Source organism: Limnobaculum allomyrinae (genome assembly GCF_016649425.1).
Classification (GTDB): domain Bacteria; phylum Pseudomonadota; class Gammaproteobacteria; order Enterobacterales; family Enterobacteriaceae; genus Limnobaculum; species Limnobaculum allomyrinae.
The window spans coordinates 34,336-53,004 of the sequence record NZ_JADRCR010000014.1; the positions used below are offsets into that span (position 1 = coordinate 34,336).

General features: G+C 40.4%; 21 protein-coding genes. 9 read left to right on the top strand and 12 right to left on the bottom strand.

Annotation, left to right across the window (positions count from 1 at the left end; all coding sequences use genetic code 11):
- Window positions 1-29 precede the first annotated feature (29 nt).
- Genes I2494_RS18750 through I2494_RS18765 form a run of 4 tightly spaced genes read left to right on the top strand, consistent with a single transcriptional unit; the run spans window position 30 to window position 4,129 of the window.
- Window positions 30-857: a glycosyltransferase gene (locus tag I2494_RS18750; RefSeq protein ID WP_218468514.1), complete on the top strand. Its 828-nt coding sequence runs from the start codon at window positions 30-32 to the stop codon at window positions 855-857.
- Window positions 858-890: 33 nt separating this feature from the next.
- The gene (locus I2494_RS18755; RefSeq protein WP_228351021.1) at window positions 891-2,132 is read left to right on the top strand and encodes a hypothetical protein; all 1,242 of its coding nucleotides are present in this window, start codon (window positions 891-893) and stop codon (window positions 2,130-2,132) included.
- Complete coding sequence (locus I2494_RS18760) at window positions 2,107-3,081, top strand: polysaccharide pyruvyl transferase family protein (protein ID WP_228351022.1); 975 nt, start codon at window positions 2,107-2,109, stop codon at window positions 3,079-3,081. The genes I2494_RS18755 and I2494_RS18760 overlap by 26 nt, the downstream gene beginning before the upstream one ends.
- Complete coding sequence (locus tag I2494_RS18765) at window positions 3,056-4,129, top strand: glycosyltransferase family 4 protein (protein WP_218468512.1); 1,074 nt, start codon at window positions 3,056-3,058, stop codon at window positions 4,127-4,129. The genes I2494_RS18760 and I2494_RS18765 overlap by 26 nt, the downstream gene beginning before the upstream one ends.
- Window positions 4,130-4,174: 45 nt before the next feature.
- On the opposite strand, the gene I2494_RS18770 is transcribed toward I2494_RS18765, so the two are convergent.
- Window positions 4,175-4,522: a DUF4156 domain-containing protein gene (locus I2494_RS18770; RefSeq protein WP_218468511.1), complete on the bottom strand. Its 348-nt coding sequence runs from the start codon at window positions 4,520-4,522 to the stop codon at window positions 4,175-4,177.
- A gap of 173 nt (window positions 4,523-4,695) precedes the next feature.
- Entirely contained in the window at window positions 4,696-5,559 is an 864-nt protein-coding gene (tehB, locus tag I2494_RS18775) for an SAM-dependent methyltransferase TehB (protein WP_218468510.1), read from the bottom strand.
- A gap of 366 nt (window positions 5,560-5,925) precedes the next feature.
- Between tehB and I2494_RS18780 the strand changes: the two genes are divergently transcribed.
- Genes I2494_RS18780 through I2494_RS18800 form a run of 5 tightly spaced genes read left to right on the top strand, consistent with a single transcriptional unit; the run spans window position 5,926 to window position 9,301 of the window.
- On the top strand, window positions 5,926-6,351 hold the full coding sequence (locus I2494_RS18780; RefSeq protein WP_218468509.1) for a PPC domain-containing DNA-binding protein: 426 nt from the start codon (window positions 5,926-5,928) through the stop codon (window positions 6,349-6,351).
- A gap of 42 nt (window positions 6,352-6,393) precedes the next feature.
- Window positions 6,394-6,972: an ECF transporter S component gene (locus I2494_RS18785; RefSeq protein WP_140921272.1), complete on the top strand. Its 579-nt coding sequence runs from the start codon at window positions 6,394-6,396 to the stop codon at window positions 6,970-6,972.
- Window position 6,973: 1 nt separating this feature from the next.
- Window positions 6,974-7,684, top strand: coding sequence for an energy-coupling factor transporter transmembrane component T (locus I2494_RS18790; RefSeq protein WP_218468508.1), 711 nt, complete (start codon window positions 6,974-6,976; stop codon window positions 7,682-7,684).
- Window positions 7,672-8,511 carry an energy-coupling factor ABC transporter ATP-binding protein gene (locus tag I2494_RS18795; protein ID WP_228351023.1) on the top strand — a complete coding sequence of 280 codons (840 nt, stop codon included), beginning with the start codon at window positions 7,672-7,674 and terminating at the stop codon, window positions 8,509-8,511. Before I2494_RS18790 ends, I2494_RS18795 begins: the two co-directional genes overlap by 13 nt.
- Window positions 8,498-9,301: an energy-coupling factor ABC transporter ATP-binding protein gene (locus tag I2494_RS18800; protein WP_218468507.1), complete on the top strand. Its 804-nt coding sequence runs from the start codon at window positions 8,498-8,500 to the stop codon at window positions 9,299-9,301. Before I2494_RS18795 ends, I2494_RS18800 begins: the two co-directional genes overlap by 14 nt.
- Window positions 9,302-9,309: 8 nt before the next feature.
- Here the strand turns inward: I2494_RS18800 and I2494_RS18805 are convergent, their stop codons facing one another.
- The 10 genes from I2494_RS18805 to I2494_RS18850 form a co-directional block, all read right to left on the bottom strand.
- On the bottom strand, window positions 9,310-10,311 hold the full coding sequence (locus tag I2494_RS18805; protein WP_218468506.1) for a ParB-like protein: 1,002 nt from the start codon (window positions 10,309-10,311) through the stop codon (window positions 9,310-9,312).
- A gap of 289 nt (window positions 10,312-10,600) precedes the next feature.
- Window positions 10,601-10,918: a FaeA/PapI family transcriptional regulator gene (locus tag I2494_RS18810; protein WP_218468505.1), complete on the bottom strand. Its 318-nt coding sequence runs from the start codon at window positions 10,916-10,918 to the stop codon at window positions 10,601-10,603.
- 263 nt (window positions 10,919-11,181) lie between these two features.
- Window positions 11,182-12,141 carry a D-2-hydroxyacid dehydrogenase family protein gene (locus tag I2494_RS18815; RefSeq protein WP_218468504.1) on the bottom strand — a complete coding sequence of 320 codons (960 nt, stop codon included), beginning with the start codon at window positions 12,139-12,141 and terminating at the stop codon, window positions 11,182-11,184.
- A 217-nt stretch (window positions 12,142-12,358) separates the two neighbouring features.
- The gene (gene kdgR / locus I2494_RS18820) at window positions 12,359-13,150 is read right to left on the bottom strand and encodes a DNA-binding transcriptional regulator KdgR (protein ID WP_218468503.1); all 792 of its coding nucleotides are present in this window, start codon (window positions 13,148-13,150) and stop codon (window positions 12,359-12,361) included.
- Window positions 13,151-13,470: 320 nt separating this feature from the next.
- Complete coding sequence (locus I2494_RS18825) at window positions 13,471-13,965, bottom strand: GNAT family N-acetyltransferase (protein ID WP_218468502.1); 495 nt, start codon at window positions 13,963-13,965, stop codon at window positions 13,471-13,473.
- A 337-nt stretch (window positions 13,966-14,302) separates the two neighbouring features.
- The gene (gene rnz, locus I2494_RS18830) at window positions 14,303-15,217 is read right to left on the bottom strand and encodes a ribonuclease Z (RefSeq protein WP_218468501.1); all 915 of its coding nucleotides are present in this window, start codon (window positions 15,215-15,217) and stop codon (window positions 14,303-14,305) included.
- A 6-nt stretch (window positions 15,218-15,223) separates the two neighbouring features.
- On the bottom strand, window positions 15,224-16,210 hold the full coding sequence (locus tag I2494_RS18835) for a zinc-binding dehydrogenase (RefSeq protein ID WP_218468500.1): 987 nt from the start codon (window positions 16,208-16,210) through the stop codon (window positions 15,224-15,226).
- A gap of 64 nt (window positions 16,211-16,274) precedes the next feature.
- Window positions 16,275-16,919: a LysE family translocator gene (locus I2494_RS18840; protein ID WP_218468499.1), complete on the bottom strand. Its 645-nt coding sequence runs from the start codon at window positions 16,917-16,919 to the stop codon at window positions 16,275-16,277.
- Window positions 16,920-16,971: 52 nt separating this feature from the next.
- Window positions 16,972-17,811 (bottom strand): AraC family transcriptional regulator, encoded by an 840-nt coding sequence (locus I2494_RS18845; protein ID WP_228351024.1) that lies wholly within the window; start codon window positions 17,809-17,811, stop codon window positions 16,972-16,974.
- 92 nt (window positions 17,812-17,903) lie between these two features.
- Window positions 17,904-18,485, bottom strand: coding sequence for an NAD(P)H-dependent oxidoreductase (locus tag I2494_RS18850; protein ID WP_218468498.1), 582 nt, complete (start codon window positions 18,483-18,485; stop codon window positions 17,904-17,906).
- Between the last annotated feature and the right edge of the window lie 184 nt (window positions 18,486-18,669).

Consider the following 18,669-nt stretch of genomic DNA (forward strand, 5'->3'; position numbering starts at 1 on the left):
AAGAAAAATTTCATCAGGAGGATGGATGAATGGAACGTCATGATATTGCAATAATCATGTCATTATACGGAAAAGATAATGAATCGTACCTAAATGAATGTCTGGACAGCATATTGCAACAGACATATACATCATGGCATTTATTTCTTTACTCTGATGGCACAATACCAAGTGAACTTCAGAACATTGTCGATAATTTTATTACCCAATATAAATCAAAAATAACCTTTTGTAGCAGGGAAAAGAACATGGGGTTAGCAATGACACTCAACGATCTTATCGCTGTGGTTTTGGAAAAATCATCTGCAAAATATGTTGTAAGAATGGATTCCGATGATATCGCAGTAGCAGACAGATTTTCGTTGCAATACTCCTATATGGAGCAGCATCCTGAAATAGATGTCTCTGGTGGTGGTTGTTATGAATTTGGTTCTGATTTTTCTAAAAATTACAAAAAGGTTCTTTCTTCTCATGAAGAACTATCTGACAAAATATTTAATCGATGCCCATTTGTGCATCCAACCGTAATTTTTAAACGTTCAGTCTTTGAATCAGGCATGCGATATCCAACAGATACTTTTATGACAGAAGATCTGGCTTTTTGGTTCTTATTGCTCAGTAAAGGATTTCGATTCGGAAATATTGATACCGGGTTAATTTACTATCGACAATCTAATAATACTGTACTTCGTAGAAGAGGTTTTGATAAAGCTTTAAGTGAATTGAAGCTCAGAGTAAAATATCAATTCAGATTTAGACGTTTAGGATTACAAGATTCTTTTTATACATTATCTCATTTCATTTTGAGATTATTTCCCGCATCATTATTTGGTTATCTATATAAACGATTTCGTTAAATTAACTCTGTTTTATCTGACTATCAGGAAATGATGAATTTTATCAGAAAACATCTTTATACGATGTATAAATACATTGACCAATTTGCATTCGCGTTATTGAATGTAGGTACTATTCTTTTTATTTCAAAATTCTTAGTTACTGAGCAAGCTGTAAAATATATTATTATCAGTTCATTATCTTCATTTTCACTTGTTCTGGTTGTTGCACTTATTATTTCACCATTTTGGATCTTTTGTGTAAAGGGAGAACATCAAAATGAATATTTTAACTTCAGTATTAAGTTAACATTAATCGTATCGACATTGATAAGTACAATACTTTCACTATTTCATTATATTGAAAATGAAAGTATTACAGATGTTTTAATAATATTTTCATTAGGTACACTTTATCCATTTTATGATTTTTTAAGAAGGGCTCTCTATGTTATTCATAAAGAGTCACTTGCTGCTATGATGACAAGCTTTCTTTGCATTCTTACAGCAATAAGTTACTTTATTCTTTTTATTAATAACGTACAAAATTATACTTTTTATCTTAGTGTATTAGTTATTTTCCTGGCTTTATTCATCTGTGCTATTTTGCTATTAACCAGAGATTTTTACCTGAGCTCTTTAGTAACTCATCATAGCTCCTGGCAAAAGAAACTTATCAACTATTGGTCACTCGGAAAGTGGTCTATGAGCTCTATGATATGTTTTTGGCTGGCAACTCAAGGCTTATTCATTTACTTTGGCCATACTGTGGCAGATGAAAGTATCGTAACAACTCGATTATGTCTTAGTCTCGCAGGTATTATGGCCATCTATTTTTCAGCAATAGAAAATAAGCTTATGCCTCAGTTACGGGAACTCTTCATTATTAATGCAATAGAAAAGATATCAGAAATAAGAATTTCTTATTATAAGAATAGTCTCATTATTTCTATCATACTTATGACTTTATTGTTTTTCGGTTATTACATTTTCATTTCTGAAGACATAGTTAATCTCAACATCTTATTAATATTATGTTTGCATCAGCCCATTATTGGTTTATTTAAATTCGAATCGTTTTATTTAAAAATAAAACGATTTCACTTTAAAGTTTTTATTTCCAACTTTATTGCATTAGCAATTACAGCTTTATCTTCACTATTATTAGATAAAAATTCATCTAATTTCCTGGCATACTTAATACTTATTAACGGTCTTGTATGTTCAGTATTTTACATCTACTTCTTTTACAAAAATAGGGACTTTACTTGTGCTACAAGACAATCTGACCAATAAAATAGGCATTTTAGACACCAGCATTTGCTCAATGAATGTCGGTGACTTTATTATTATGGACTCAGCCATAAAACGTCTTGAGTCCACGTTTCCTTTATCACAAAAAATACATTTCCCGACACATGAAAGAATTACTCGGGTTGGTTTCAAAAGGCAAAAAGAGATTAGTCTTAATTTTCTTTGTGGTACTAACTGTCTAAATTCATCAATGCTTATACATCGCCAGTGGAATATAGGACTAATAAACTCTTTATTAATGAAAAAAGTGATCACTTTGGGGGTTGGCTGGGGTAACTATCAACAACATCCTGATACTTATACTTCACTGTTATTAAGAAGAATGCTATCAGCCAACCATCTCCACTCCGTCCGTGACTCTTATACCGAAAGTCAACTCAAAAAGGCAGGGGTAAAAAATGTTATCAATACTTCTTGCCCTACTATGTGGGATCTCACTGAACAACATTGTGCTCAAATACCAACCTCAAAAGCGGAAAATGTCGTTTTCACACTCACAGACTATCGCCAGGATTATGATAAAGATTTAACGCTTATTCAGGCTTTGAAAGAGAGTTATCAGGATGTCTATTTCTGGGTACAAGGTTCACAAGACTATGAATATTTTAAAACATTTGGTCGACATTTAGATGGAATAAAAGTTATACCAGCAAATTTGTCTGATTTTGATAAAATATTATTAAGCTCTCTTTCTTTGGACTATATTGGTACTCGCTTGCATGCAGGGATCCGTGCACTACAGAAAATGAGAAGAAGCATTATTATCTCCGTCGATAACCGTGCCGAAGAAAAAAGAAAAGATTTTAATTTGACAGTAATTCCCCGAAACTTAACTGTTTCGGAGTATGTTGATATTTTTAATCAGCACGTTGAACTTCAGCTAACAATACCATTTTCAGCAATCAATGAATGGAAAGCGCAGTTTGATTAATAAAATACTATTTATTACTTCGTCATTACAACGAGGTGGACCGACTAATCAGCTTTATGAATTAGTCTCATCCAATATATTCAGGGAATCATTCAACGTTGAAATTTTATCTCTTTCCCCATTAGATATTAATAGTTCACGTAGTAATGATTTTAAACAACTTGGCTTACCCGTTTATTCACTTAATGATAATAGCCACAACTACTTCGTTCTGAAAAATAAGCTTTATCAGTTTATAACTGAAAATGACTACCATACTGTTATCTCTCAAGGAATAAGAGCTGACATCTCGATTTCACTGGTTCATAAGAAATTATCCAGCAAGATATATTCTATTTTGCATAATTATATCGGACCGGATTATCGCTACACATATGGCTATAAGTCATCTTTGATGACATTTCTGCACGTTCGTGCTCTGAAAAAAATGAATGTTATTTGTGTATCAGAAAGTGTTGGTCACTACGTTAAGCACCAATATCATCTGAATACAATCGCCATAAGAAATGGTGTATCACCTTCAGTGCCGAAGATTAAAAGTAGTCATATTGACGGTGATAAAATTAAGTTAGTTTATGTTGGCGTACTTAATGACAGGAAAGGCGTTAGGGAGCTTATTGATTCGTTTATAAAAATTGAACGTCAGGATGTTGAATTGAGTATTGTAGGTTCAGGGCCTTTAAGTGACTCGCTAATTTATTCCGATCGCAGAGTGATTTTTTACGGTCAGAGAAATGATATCGCAGACATCTTAGCTAACAGTGATATTTTTGTATCAAACTCCAAATTTGAAGGCCTGCCGATGGCCGTTCTGGAAGCCCTATCGGTGGGTATTCCTTGTCTTCTTTCGAAAATACCACCGCATCAGGAGGTTATTTCACTGAGCAAAGCATTTGGTAGCATATGTGATTTCAATGATACTCCCGCTTTCTCCCACCTGATTAACGAAAGTCTTGGTATTCATCCTGACGCAATTATTGATGATTTTAATAGAAATTTATCATCTGACGTTATGGCTGAACAATATAAGAAAATACTCATAAGCTAAACAACTTCAGCTCCGGTATACGCCGGAGCTGAAATCACCAGCAAATCAGTTTGGACAACGATAAACCTGCCCACTGACTTTACTGTCCAGTGGAACAAATTCAGATAAGAAGCTTTGTCCTTGCCCCGTGATGCCATAAATAACATTTCCACCCATGGCTGCCGCTTTATTACGCAGATCATTGGTTGCACTGGCCACTGAATCATATTCGCTATTGGCACCAGACAACCAGTTACTCTGACTTCCTTCTGCTGAGCCTAATAACTGACATGCAGCACCTGGCTGCTCATCAACAATTCTGACTTGCTGACCAGCACCGCTTAACGTATTTGTACTGGAACAACCTACCAACATTAATGCCGCCGCAAGGCTTAAACACAATTTAACCCGCATGTTTCCCCCATATCATATTGAGAATCTGAATGATTCTAACAAAAAACTACAGGCAGCTTTAAGCATCCTCTGCCACATTTACATGAATCATGGCCCTGTATCGAGTTACCACTCAGCTTACCCTATTCTTTTTATTCGTGCCCGAAGTAAAAAGCAGATGGTGTGATGAAAAATCAGGCAATTTTCTTCGCCAATAGTGTCGCAAAACGCAGCTTAATACGATTGCCGTCATTATCGGTCTTATGCAGTTCTCCTACATCTTCGTTGTATTTAATAATTTCCCAATCTTGATAATAATCTTTCAATTCTCCCTGACAAAAGGTGAATGAAAATGGTACTGAGCAAGGGTAGTCTTCCGTCGACATGGCAGAAACAATCAGGTTGTAACCATTACTTTCAGTCTTATCCTGCATATTTTTAATAATGGCAGGTACTCTTTCTCGCTCTAAAAACATAAATACGACGGTAGACAGAATAAAACCATATACATCATCAATCTTCTGCTCATTGATATTGAAAACATCAGCCTGAATACCGCTTAATGATTCAGAATGAATAATCTCCTGAAGCGCTCCGATACTCTGCTCGTTTTTATCTAATGCCCTGACATCAAAGCCAAGCTTATTTAAGTAGAGGGAATTTCTGCCTGAGCCACATCCTAAATCCAGTACCTTACAAGGTGTAACGTAACGCGTCGCATTAAGCACTTCAGAATGTGTTTTCGTCATGCCATACTTCTTATTGGTATAGTCTTCTGGCTGACAGTAGAAATCCAACTGACATTCGATATCCGGTGAACAGCTAACAATCTTGTGCCACTCCTGTGGCTGAATCAGTCCAGGTTGGCGCTGTACAGAAAATTGCTCGTTACGAATAACTTCACCATCACCCGTTAAAAAAGCAAATGTCATCTCGCCTTTAAACAACGTCAATTTTGCCCAGGTTCCTTGTTGAGTATTATGTTTTTCCCTGAACATGGCTGGCAAGGTTTCGCTGTTCCAACGGGGCAGCTGTTTGTAGCAAACAAGGTTTTCCATATTGAATCTCTTATGCTTGAGTTATTTGGCCTAAAAGAGTAACTCTCTTTGTTATTGCTTCGATAGTAACGCAATTCAGGCAGAGGGACAGAATAAAAGTAGATACTGCAAATTTACTTTTATGGATTTCAGCTTGTAACCATTTGGGTTCTACCACTGTTTTGCTTCTTGTTTACTTTTTTACATCGAAGATTTCTGCCTATCTGGCAAACTTTCCGCAGCCTCAGTATATCAACTGCCCGGATCTGGTGATTTCTTGCTTCATCTCTTCTATCTTTTACAGATAACGCTATCATATGTTCGTTTCCAGAAAACTGAAGTATGTTAGCCATCACTAACACAGGTGAGACACCAGGTGAATGCTTTATGAATCATCAAATTAGCTCCTACTCGAATGCACGCTTTTTTGCTTTACGCCTCTACCCCGGCCAAGAGTTATTAAGCACGCTAAAAACATTTATTGTTGAACAAAATCTGCAGGCCGCTTTTATTGCCGGATGTGTGGGAAGCCTGACGGATGTAGCACTGCGCTTTGCCGGAGAGTCCGACACAACACTATTCAGTGGTAAATTTGAAGTTGTTTCGCTGATAGGCACCCTTGAACAACAGGGGGAACATCTACATTTATCGGTTTCCGATCGGATGGGAAAAGTTACTGGCGGTCATGTCATGCCTGGATGTACGGTAAGAACCACACTGGAATTAGTTCTGGGAGAGTTGGAGCAATTACGTTTCAGCCGTCAGCCTTGTTCATATTCCGGTTATGAAGAACTGGTTATTAATAACCGGTAATAATACCTATAATTTTCGATTTAATTCATCATCGAGGTTTTCATGGCAAGTAATGCCGTTTCCAGCCGTACCCTGGTTCTTATGGTTATGTCTATTGCAATCAATATGATTGGTGGACAAATTGTTTCCATGCTCAAGTTGCCTATCTTCCTTGATTCAATAGGCACAATGCTTTGCGCACTTTTAGCTGGCCCCTGGGCTGCGATGTTTACTGGATTATTGACTAATTTGCTTTGGGGATTAATTTCCGGTCCGATTGCTGCGGCCTTTGCTCCTGTTGCCATGGTGATTGGCCTGGTATGCGGCATTATGGCTCGCATTGGCTGGTTTCGCTCATTACCTAAAGTTATCGTTTCGGGTATCGTTATTACATTGGCGTTAACACTAATTGCAGTACCTATTCGTACTTACCTGTTTGGTGGCGCTACCGGTAGTGGTGCCGATTTCTTTGTCGCTTATATCAATGCCGTAGGACAAAACTTAGTTGAGTCAGTTGCTATTACGGTCATTGGTGTAAATCTGGTTGATAAAATTCTGACCGCCATCATTGCCTGGTTATTAGTCAGGGGACTACCGCAAAGAACACATAACAGCTTCCCTAATATGGCAGCAGTTCGCTGATATGCACCCATTTACCTCATTAATGTTATGGGGATGGTTAGCCCTGACGACTCTACTTTTACCGTTGGGGTATACCTTATTAATTTGCAGTGCAAGTCTGTTTGCCCTGCTTTTGATATTGCCAGATACCCGCCACCGCTGGCGCTATGTGGTATGGTTTATGGTTCCTATGGGGTTAGGATTATGGCTGGTGCACAGCGGCTGGTTGGCACACTGGCTAAATGGAACACCTCTGAACCAGCAAAGAATGCCAATGGCTACAGCGCTCTGGTTAAAACTATTAGCAATTATCAGTAGCGCCCAAATCTGGTTAGAAAAAGTTCCCACTCGCCAGTTTGTACGAGCACTATTTTCCAGCCGGTTACCCATCAGCTTCGCTTATGTTTTAGCAGGGCCATTACTTATCGTTGAACAATTACGCCAACAGTTACACACCATAAGAGATGCGCAATTAGCCCGGGGAATTCCTCTGGATGGCAATTGGCATCAACGATTGAAAGCCATTCCAGCCCTGCTGCTACCATTAACCAGTAATGCAATTAATGAACTGGCAATTCGCGGTGCAGCACTGGATATGAAAGCTTTCAGAACGAATGCTCATCGAACAACATTGTGGGCACCGCCAGACAGTCGGCTACAGCAGATAATCCGCTACGCTTTACTTCTACTCTGTTTTATTCAAATTGGGGGGTATTTCTGGTGGTTACCTTAAAAGATGTCACTTTTACTCCACGTGGAGAAGACAAACCTCTGCTAGGCCCACTGAGCTTTACATTACCAGACGATCCCTTTTTTGTTATCTATGGCGGTAACGGCAGCGGGAAAAGTTTGCTGGCCCAACTACTGGCAGGATGGTTCCCGGAACAACTAACCGGCAACCTGAACGGCACGCTACAAATATTTGGCCAAGATATCGGGCAAACCCCATTATCAACACATGCCGCACAGACACAATTAATTCAACAGTCACCACTGCTCCAACTTTCGGGTTGTACATTCAGCGTTGAAGAAGAGATTGCATTTGGACCTGAGAATTTAGCTCTACCGCCCGATGAAATTCTGAGACGCATTAATGAAGCATTAAACATTACCCATAGCCAACATCTACGTACAAGGCATCCATCAACGCTTTCGGGCGGAGAGGCTCAACGAGTAGTTCTGGCTTGCGCTTTAGCAATGCGACCTAAATTACTATTGCTGGATGAAGCCTTCAGCCGATTAACCCCCAAGGCCACAGCTCAGTTGCTATCAGAACTCAGAAGTTATGCCCTACATTACGGGTGCAAAATTATTTTGTTTGAGCGAGCGTTTTTACCCGCTGCAAAATATTGTTTTCAGGCTTTAGTGCTTAAACATGGCCAAACGCTGATCCAGGGCTCTATCTCACAAGTTTTTCAAATAGCGATGACTCAGATTAATGCCCCCGATGCCTGGCAAGTCGTTCAATTACTTTCAACTCATCATGCCTGGTCAGGCGAGTTCCCTCGCACAGAAAGTGAACTTATCAGTGCATTTAAGGAGCAGTATGCTGACCTTTAATAATGTCTCGTTCCGTTGGCCAAAGGCATCAGCATATTGTCTGAATAACCTCAGCTTAAATTTGAATCAGGGAGAGCATGTCGCTCTGGTTGGCGATAATGGTGCAGGAAAATCAACGCTATTACGTCTGGCAGCCGGTTTACTAAAAGCAGATGAAGGTCTGATTACATTAAACGGCTTAGACCTTTCACAGCAAAAAGCCCAACAGAGAGCCATGAGTATTGGCATTCTGTTTCAGGAAGCCGAAAAGCAGATATTTCATAGCAGTGTCAAAGATGAAATCACCTTTGGCTTAAAACAACGTAAGCTGACTCAAGAACAAATAGAGCAATACACAAAACAAGCGTTGATACAGTGTGAACTTACCGAGCTGGCAGACAAACATCCGTTAGATCTCCATGCCGGTCAGCGAAGAATGGTTGCCGTTGCCTGCCTGGCCGCTTTATCACCGCCATTATTGCTATTAGACGAACCAAGCCGTGATTTTGATGCCCACTGGCTCAGCGTATTTGAGAGGTGGCTAGCCGCTTGCAAACAGTCCGGAACCACTATTCTAACGATCAGCCACGACCTGGATTTTGTTGCTCGTCACTATTCCCGTGTCATACATTTGTCCGGTGGGAAAATTGTAAATGATGGTTCTCCGTCACAGGTTCTTAGTTCTGAAGAGTTACAAGAACCGGGGGACTTACCCTCACCTACGCTATATGCTCTTAATCAGGCATTATCCCTTGATTATCCAGGTAATCCCGAAGAGTGGAGCCATGCCTGGTTACACCGAACCAGATAGACCAGAGATTATTGTTGATGAGACATCTGATAAGTCAGAGCCTTCGCCAGTTTAGAGTCTGGTTCTGCCAGCTTCTTCAGTTTTTTCTTATGTACCTTATCCAGCTTGCCCAACTCAGCCGCACTCTTTCCAGAATCTCCTACTAACTGTTCTGGCGGTAATTCGGTCATTATTTGAGCCGCATCTTTCAATGCATTAATGTATCCATCCAGTTCTGATAGTGAGTACTGACTTAAATTCATTTTACTATTTAAATACTGTCCCCAATAAAACTCCAAAAATGGGACTTCCGGATAAGGTTTGCCGGTTTTCGGATTCAAATTGCTATCCGACTTATCATAAGAGATGCCCCTTAAATAGTAGAGCATTGAACGCCAGGGATCGTCCTGAAATAGTTTCAATCCAAGTGATGATGGTAATTGTGAAAACGCCACAGGATGACCTTTCGCGTCAATGGGTAAAAAATGTTTTAGCGCGGCCATCTTCTGTTCAAATTGAAGCTGAGTAACAGGGTTTCCTTTAGTATCATGACTTAAGTTTTCCCCCACCAGTACACTTAAACTGATATCACCACCGCTGGTTTCCCAAAAGCTATTAAAAGCATGATGCCCATCGGTCAGATAAATTTTTCCACCTGGGCCAATATCAACAGTATTCATTGCCGATTTATCGGTTCCTGGGGTTAACAAACAACGATATGACAAGGGATCCTTTGGTGAGGAGGATTGATTATACTGTTCCAGCTTACCCGCTCCCTGAACTTTACACAGATCGGCAAATAGCTTTTCAGGCTTTCTCGCATAGTCATCTAAATCACCGGCAATCTGCAACTTACCCACGGCAATCTGTGTCGGATGTAGCTCATCGAGGCGCACCTGAATCACATCGCCGCTTTTAGCGAATATTCGGTTATCAGAAATTTGTGTTGCCATAGCAATTGAACTCAGCAGGATGCCGGATAAAGCCCCGATAGCGGGCGTGATAAAAACAGAGAATAGACTGATGGACATCAATGCCACCCTTTATGGATAGATATTTATCGATAATAACTGATTATAGCCAGATAGATATGGATTGCGTTACCACCACGAACATGCGGTTAAGTAAAATAGGTTAATCAATAAAAGTTAGTGAACATACCATGGAAAAATAAAACTAACCAATTGAAGACAGATAAGAAAAACCTGAGTGGATATTAAATAAATATACTTTCAGATAACAGAAAACAATAATTGTGCGCCTACCTTCGTACTCTTAATTCATCCCTGATGTTAATTTCCTTAAAGAAAAAATACCATATTACTTATCGGCCCCAATCAACCACCAGTGTAATGGGTAGCCTTTTTTCACTCCGGTCTTTAATACTCGTCCTTCCTCCATCAGCTTCAGCAAATAATAACGAGCCTGATAGACGTTAATCACACAGATTTCGGCAATGTCATTAGTTGTCGGCCCAATCAGACGTAACGTCTCATCACTAATTTCATCGGTAAGAGAAATCTGGTCTTTTACCGCAGCATACTTTGCTGCACATTGTTCGGCTAAAGTGTCCAATATTTCCTGAGTAATAATTGCGCCTTTTGTCACTTTTTCATCCGATTTATTATTATTTATCATTCAGCCTCCAACTCTGCATAACTTAAATAGAATATTGCCTGCCCCGAGTATACACCAGTCACAAATCTTTCATCTATCAGTGAGTAACAGAGACCACCCTTTTTTTGACCCTGGCTAATAATTGAAAATTAACTATTTGATTAAAAACTGCATTCGTGAAAATCAAAGCGTTGTAAAAGCATCCTAAAAGGATGGACAGTTGTTAAAAAGAAACGCCCCATAATAAATCATGGGGCGTTTTGTAGAAAAATGCTTAATTAAACTTAAATCAATTGGCGAATCGGTTTTTCCGCAAGATAAGCGAGAATATCTTCAACCGCCCCCTGAAAATATCCCTGATAGTTACTGTCAGAAACATATCCTAAATGAGGTGTTGCCAGTACATTTGGTAGGGTTCGCAAAATATCGCCTTCCGGTAACGGTTCTATTTCAAACACATCCAGCCCGGCACCAGCAATACGCTGATGACTCAAAGCATCAATAAGCGCGTTGTGATCGACAATTGCAGCCCGAGAAGTATTGATCAGAAATGCTTTTGACTTCATTCTATTCAGCTCAGATTCACCGATTAATCCCCGGGAACGCTCCCCCAAAACCAAGTGAATGGATACAAAATCGCTGTTTTCCAGTAAAGCCTCTTTTGATGGTGCTAATTCAACACCAACCTCACTCGCCCGTTCAGCCGTTAAATTCTGACTCCAGGCTGAAACTTCCATACCAAATGCTTTGGCAACCTGAGCGACCCGCCCGCCAATTTTACCTAACCCCAGTAGCCCAAGGCGTTTACCACTGAGAGTAACGCCTACGGTACTCTGCCATGGCCCATTTTGCCGAAATGCATTATTCTCGGGCACGATATGTCGAGCCAGCCCCAAAATCAGCGCCCAGGTCAGTTCCATCGGTGGCTCAGAACCGCTTGGCGTTCCACAAACGGTGACTCCCTGAGCCGTTGCCGCTTTCACATCAATAGCGGCATTACGCATACCCGAAGTTATCAACAGTTTCAGTTTAGGTAATTTTGCTAATAGTGACCTGGTAAACGGTGTACGTTCCCGCATGATGATAACAATTTCACAGTCACCAATTCTGTCTACCAGTTCCTGTTCATCAGAAATATGCTGAGAGAGTGAAAATACATCAACTCGATCGCGCAATGGGGACCAGTCGGCCATAGATAAAGCGACATTCTGAAAATCATCAATAACTGCACATTTCAATTTCATAAACCGAATCCTGTCAGAGAGTAATATCCGATTGATATAAAGTTATTTTTCCAAAAATCCGGTTGAAATGTACACTTATATACGACAAAAAACTTTGTCTGGCGTCTGACTTTTGTTGCGTAGAGTAATTAATACGTTTGAAAGTGGATAATGTTTCGCAAAATAATGTGTGATTGATATCAATAACAAAGGGGCCAGAGCCCCTTATTACCAAAACTTAAAATGGATAATCGTGATATCCCATCTGCGAAGAAATATTACGAGCAGCATCGTGCAACATCTTAATAATTTCAGGCTTATTCTCTTCAGAAAAACGAATTGTTGGTAATGAGATACTCAAACCAACGGTAACAATACCAAAACGATCAAATACTGGTACTGCAATACAACGCAATCCTTCTTCTTGTTCTTCAATATCTTCGGCATAGCCTTGCTGTTTAGCCAGCTCTAACACAGAGATAAAATCTTCAGCACACAGAATGGTATTATCGGTACTACGAGTAAAAGTAATCTTACTTAGCGTTTCCTGAACTTCCTGAGGATCGCTCCATGCCATCAGTACTTTACCAATCGCTGTAGTATGAATTGGATTACGACGGCCAATACGTGAGTACATTCTCAGGTTATACAAAGAATCAATTTTATGAATATAAATAATAGCATCATCATCCAAAGCGCCAAGATGAATAGCTTCTTTAGTTTGTTTAGATATTTCGCGCATTTGAACGTTAGCATAACGAATCAAATCAACATTCTGTAATGACTTTGAACCCAGTTCAAATAGCTTCAAAGTAAGAGAGTATTTGTCAGACTCCCCCTCTTGCGTAACATACCCTAATGTCTTCATGGTCTGCAGGAAACGATATACCGTACTTTTCGACATCATTACCTGTTGAGCCAGCTCGGAGATACCCATCTCACGCTCTTCACCTAACGCATTCAATATACCAAAAACCTTCAGTACCGATGAGACTGAGTCTGGTTGTTTATCTAAATCATCCGCGGCCATTTGGTTGCCACCTTATGCTGGTATTCGTTTCAGAAAAATTGGAACAGTGTTTTTATTATAATGTTAAAGACCAGCGGTTGACAATCATGATGGTATCAATCTGTGTGATACATCAGAATTACATTAATTAAATATAATTAACAATTATCTTAACTCTTATCGTCTCTATTGTTTTTAATCATAAAGAAATTTATCTAAACAGATAGTTCCATCCTGATATTATTAACAACACTAACCGTCTGGAAATAATATGAACGACAAAATAGCCATATCATCCAAATTAGATAAACAGCCTATTATTTAGTCATAATTTAATTAAATTAATGTAGCATATTGGGACTCGCCGGAAAGAAAGGCATACGACTTGGTCTTGAAATAATATAGAGATCGCTTTGTTCATCAGGTGCGATCACTGTCCAGCCCCGAGAAACATAATAAGTAATACTCTCATCTGCTGCCAAATAGACATTCGAAAAACCATTAATACGTGCCCGCTCTAATGCATTTTCAATCAACATTGAACCAAAACCAAGCTTTCGATATCCGGGCAGAACATACAGGCCGCTCAGGCAAGGGAAAAAGGGATTAATATCATGTTCTCGTTCCATCAGGTGTACAGAGCCTACAGGCCTCCCGTCACATAATGCAACTAAAGAACAGGGAATTTTATTTTTCTTGAGATGTTCACTCAAAAACTCTTTAAGCTCAAAACTATCCGTTCTGGGACCTTCCCAGAATTCCCGATAACACCACTCCATTACATCATCAAAGTACTGGGGGTGCTCAGCTAATGACACAACCAATTTACTGTACATAGCATTCTCTGATTTATATTAGAATGCAGAATATTACCAACTAATAAAATATTTTCACCTATCATAAACCACAAAATAAATTATTTTTATAGATTTGTTAATCTGAGCATTATTTTACTAAACAAGCATATTAAATAAAGTTCATAAATAACAAATTGGATACGCATTGCATTTATAAAAATTAATTAAAGATCTTAAAAACACTCATTAGACCAGAGCAATAAACACTCCTATTCATATAGTCATGTTCATTAATATGTCATAAATAATAAAACAATTACATATTCTACTGGTTGAGCGTATCCGGTATCTTCATGACAGATACCGGATAAATTAACTAAAGTGTGAATATCGCTAAGTCACTGGCCATCTCAGTTTGTGGGAATATTTCCTGGCATTCAACCAGTAAACGCTGGCTCTCTTCCATACCATAACGAGCACTGAAATGAGTAATAATTAAACGTTTAGCTCCGGCCGCTTTTGCTAACTCTGCCGTTTGCTGAGTTGTAGAGTGCCCCCGGCTATTGGCCTGTTCGGCCATTGATGCTTCCAGTGTCGTTTCATGAACCATTACATTGGCATCTTTGGCCAATACTAAGGAATTATCACAGGGAGAGGTATCACCAAATATGGCTAACACTCGCCCCTTTTGAGCTGGACCAAGGTAATCCTGACCGTTAATCACTCTTCCATCATCCAACTGAACCTGCCCCCCCATTTTCAAACGCTGAAAAACAGGGCCAACTGGTACGCCATCAGCCAACAGGCGAGAAGCATTGAGTGTACCCGGTTTATCCGCCTCTTCGATTCGATAACCAAAACTTTCAATACCGTGCATCAACGGTAATGCAGTGACGCAAAACTGTTGATCCTCCATTACCTTACCCGGTTGAATCTCTATAATCTCCAATGGATAAGTCAAATAAGAACCACTGAGATTCAATGCCGTCTCCACAAACGCTTTAATGCCAGGAGGGCCATATAGTGTTAACGGATCCTGAGAACCCGCCATTGAGCGGCTACTTAGCAGCCCCGGCAGACCAAAAATATGATCTCCATGCAGGTGCGTAATAAAAATTTTTTCTAAACGACCAATTCTTATGGAAGAGTGCAAAATCTGATGCTGAGTCCCCTCTCCACAATCAAACATCCAAAAGCTGTTGCGTTCACTAAGCAAGTTAAGTACCAGACTACTTACATTTCGCTCTTTACTTGGCGTACCGGCACCGGTACCTAAAAAAATTAATTCCATAATATGCTAATTCTGAATCAAATATTTAATTGCTCTGTCATTACGTTTCAGCTCGGTCAGACTTTCAGGTAATTGTTCAAAGCTTCCTAACTGAAATTTAGGTAATACCAGCGCCCCACGACTAATATCAGCCAGAAGCGATTGCCCCGCAGCCACCAAATCGGCCCATTGGGTATCGCTACCGTGCTGATGCATCGCACCTAACGCAATTTCATGCAGAGAAATACAGGTCGTAAATGAACCTACCGGAGAATGCTCAAGCCGATCCTGTACGCAAACCAGATGACCATAATACCCCAACAATGCACCCAACGTAGCGGCATGCTCACCACTGACTAAATCAAATGCTGCATGTAGTGCATGGGAACCCAACTGCTGCCTTAGCTGCTGTCGCCAGTCATCATCCTTATAATCAAAAGATTGAATTACACCCCAATGCCCCAAACGGGCATGGTTAATTGAACTGGCTGTTGCATAAACTAACGCTCCCTGACGGATAAGCAACTGGGTAAGAATAGAACCTACTGCACCACCAGCCCCGCTAACTAACACTCGTTTTCCTTTGAGTTCAGGCACCTTTTTCATCGCTTGCCACGCCGTCAGTCCGGGGCAAGGCAATGCAGCAGCAGCTTCATCACTAACGCCATCAGGAACCGGAATAACCGCTTTCGCTGACACCACAGTATGGTGACTAAAGCTACCATTGGTGCGCAAATTCGTGTGGTAACATACCCGCATTCCAATACGCAAATGACTTACCCGCGAACCTTTCGCGATGATAACCCCCATTCCATCAACACCTGGAACATGGCCGCGTTGCCATAAATCAAAAGGTTGCTCAATAAATTTCCAGTCCACCGGATTTAATCCGGTAACACTATTGGCAATCAATACCTGATCGTCTTCCAAATAGGGAATCGCAGTATGAGTAAGCTCTAACTCATCAGGTTTACCCGGTTGTGACCAACACCATGATAATGTCTGCTTTTGCATTTATACGGCCCTCGAAACTCTTCAATTAAGATGATGCGGCTTCTTCATGCAGGCGTAATAAAAGCTATCGGCCTATCGCAACCTGCGTTATCAACCAAATACCCATCATCAATAATACACCGCCCGCCGTGCGTTCAATCCAGTGAATACTGTTACTTAGCCGCTGCTGCAACAGCGGCAAGCTAATTACGACGGCCACCAATAAATCCCAGACTAATACGGCGAAAAACATCCAGATACCGCTACTAATCTGTTGAACCAGCGTCACCTGACTACCGAGAATAACCGTCATCAGGCTCATATAAAACAAGGCATTTTTAGGATTCAATAATGCAGAAGCTAATCCTAATGCCAGTTGCTTAACTGGCGATATCAAATCCGCACCTTCAATACCAATCGCCAATACCCTTGGCTTACTGCGCCATAACATGATGCCCAGATAAATAAGGTAGAACGCACCAACTATTTCAATGGTACTAAACAGCCAGGTATAGTGACGTAATCCGCTCCATCCCACGATAGCTACAGCAATGTAAATCGCATTCCCTAGCGCAATACCAACACAGATCAGCGCACTTCCTTTCAATCGATAACGCACTGCATAACCAGTCAAAAGAAAAAAATCAGGCCCCGGGCTTAACAGGGCAACACCGTGTGCCAAAACCAATAATGGAAACGCCTCTGGTAGCCAATATGCCATCGTTGTCATGCTTTATCTTCCGGAAAAAATAGATACGGAAGACTCTAACGATAGCAACCCACTAATGATTGTCAGAAATTGATCGGCTCAGCTGATACTGACCTGGCGTTGCTGCCGTATTAGAGACAAAAAGCTTATGGAAATGACTCTGATCGCTGAATCCGGTTGATTGCGCAACATCAACAATATCTTCCCCTTGCCGCAGTAATTGTTTGGCATATTCAATACGTAAATTATTCACAAAAGCTTTTGGCGTAATGCCAACATCATGAAAGAAAATACGAATTAATGTTTCTGGCCGTAGGCTGAGTTCTTCAGCCAGTTGAGATAACGAGGGAGGAGCAAGTAGATTTTCCAGCAATCTCTGACGCATATAGAGCGTCACTTCACGTTCTGGCTCACCGGAAGCACCCGATGAACAATAACGGCTAAATAATGTGAACGTAAAACGATCGAGAAGCTCGGGTATTTGCTCAACATTCCCTTGTTGTAATTGATGAACCAGCGTCAAATATTGTGCAAATAGCGTCGGTTCACGAATGGCGAAGCTGTTACAGTAAATGCGCTCTACAGGAAGTGATAACAGAGAAGAGAGGCGTTTCAGGCACCATGCAGTATCCAGATAAAGCATATGATAACTGCGGCTTCCTCCGTTTATCGGATTACAGCTGTGTACAGCCTCAGGTTCAATCAGTACCAGCTCACCAGCGCTGGCCATATATTCACGCCCTGCGTAATTAACACAAGTCTTCCCCTGTTCTATTGCACCCACAGAGAGTGCTTGATGTAAGTGAGCTTTATAACCAATATGGCTCTGATGAGTCGAACGCAGCTCGATATGGGGTAATGCATCATACCGCCAATATTCCTGTTTCACTGATTTGACCTGCTGAACCATCATCACTGCTCCTTTGTGCTACCGTATCGTTATATTACCCCTGATATAAAAAAACGGTCACTATTGATGACCGTTTTTTAGACCACGATACAACATCAGCCAAAAACTGTGGTCAGATGTTCACGTAAACGCTTAAGGTTATTCTCTACGTCAGGCTGTTTCATCACATCGACACATAAGAATGTAGGTAGTGGTTTCATACCTAAAAACTGATTTGCTTTGTGGAACGGCAGATAGACACCATCAACCCCGGCACCTTCAAAAAATTGCGACGGATCGTCAAACGCTTCCTGTGGCGCATTCCAGGTGACTGACAGCATATAGGTTTTCCCCTGAATCAAACCACCTGAACCATACTTTTTCGAAGCGTCTGAACGAGAACGCCCATCGCTGGCATATAAACGACCATGACCTTCAGTAAACACTTCATCAATATATTTTTTAAGAATCCATGGTGTACCCATCCACCAACCTGGCTGTTGGTAAATCACCGTATCGGCCCAAAGGTATTTCTCGATCTCATCTTCCACAACATAGCCGTGATCGATAATGGTTTCTTTCACTTCATGTCCAGTCTGACGTAAAAAATCAGCAGCAGCATGATGCAGCGTTAAATTCAGCTCACCATTAGAGTGTGCGAATTTTTTCATTGCATTGATAATCAGAATTTTACTCATAATTTCGTTTCGCTTAATTAATGTGATGTTGCACCAACCGGAAATAGCCTGATGGGTACCCTACTTTGATAGCGATAGTGTACCTGTTTTATTCATTAATAAAATCGCAATAAATTCATAAGATAATTGACTAATAATCAACAATAAGAGCCAGTAACCAAAAATCTGCAACCAAAATAGTTTA